The organism is Pseudomonas sp. B329 (assembly GCF_023127835.1).
Taxonomy (GTDB): Bacteria; Pseudomonadota; Gammaproteobacteria; order Pseudomonadales; family Pseudomonadaceae; genus Aquipseudomonas; species Aquipseudomonas synxantha_A.
The window spans coordinates 1-1,017 of sequence record NZ_SPKP01000061.1; the positions used below are offsets into that span (position 1 = coordinate 1).

Below are 1,017 nucleotides of genomic sequence, written 5' to 3' on the forward strand. Positions count from 1 at the left end.
TTTCGAAGTTGCCGCCGGAAGCGTCGGTGATCTTGACCGTCTGCGTGCTCTTGTCGATGAACACGTCATCGGTAGGTGCAGGGACGGTCACGGTGCCGACCGTGTCGCCCGCTTTGATGGTGATCGACGAGCCGTTATCCAACTTCAAGGTGACGTCGGTGCCGGCCTTGTTGCTCAAAGTTGCGGTGTAGGTGATCTGGCCACCTTCGCTCACTGCGTTTGGCGCGGTCAACGTGACAGTCGTAGTGTTATCGGTACCCGGTGTGTCAGTCACAGTTGTAGTGACTTTATCGGTCCCTGGAACCAAATTCTCGAAGTGCTCGCCGCCAGTCACACCTTGAATGGCGGTAGTGACGGTCTGGTCGCCTTTGTACACATCATCCGGTGCAAGAACCGACACGCTAGCGCTGGATTCATTCACGCCAATGGTGATGGTTTGGCCGTTATCCAGAGTCACGGTCAGCGGGTTGGTGATGTTGGTCACCGGTGCGCCGTTCTTATCCACAAGACTGGCGGTGTAAACGATATTGCCGCCTTCACCTACGGAGGTGGTGGCAGTCAGAACTACGTCCACCTTGTCGATGGTGTCGTTGATCGTGGTGGTGGCGCCGTTGCCCGCGACTTCCAACTTCTCGAAGTTGCCGCCTGTGGCTTCGGTGATTTGAACGGTCTGCGTGCTCTTATCGATAAACACATCATCGGTAGGCGCAGGCACGGTCACAGTGCCGACGGTGTCGCCCGCTTTAATGGTGATCGACGAACCGTTATCCAGCTTCAACGTGACGTCAGTGCCCGCTTTATTGGAAAGCGTAGCGGTGTACGTAATTTGACCACCTTCGTTAACGGCGTTAGGCGCGGTCAGTGTCACGGTAGTGGTGTTATCGGTGCCTGGGGTATCCGTAACGGTGGTGTTCACCGCCGTAGTGCCCGGGACCAGGTTCTCGAAGTGCTCGCCACCGGTCACGCCCTTGATAGCGGTGGTGACGGTTTGATCGCCTTTGTAGACATCATCCGGTG

The 1,017-nt window shown here is 56.7% G+C and carries 1 protein-coding gene; it reads right to left on the reverse strand.

The window, feature by feature from the left end; genetic code table 11:
* Window positions 1–1,017 (reverse strand): immunoglobulin-like domain-containing protein (locus tag E4P00_RS26810; protein ID WP_348984619.1); only part of this gene is annotated, 1,017 nt, incomplete at both ends.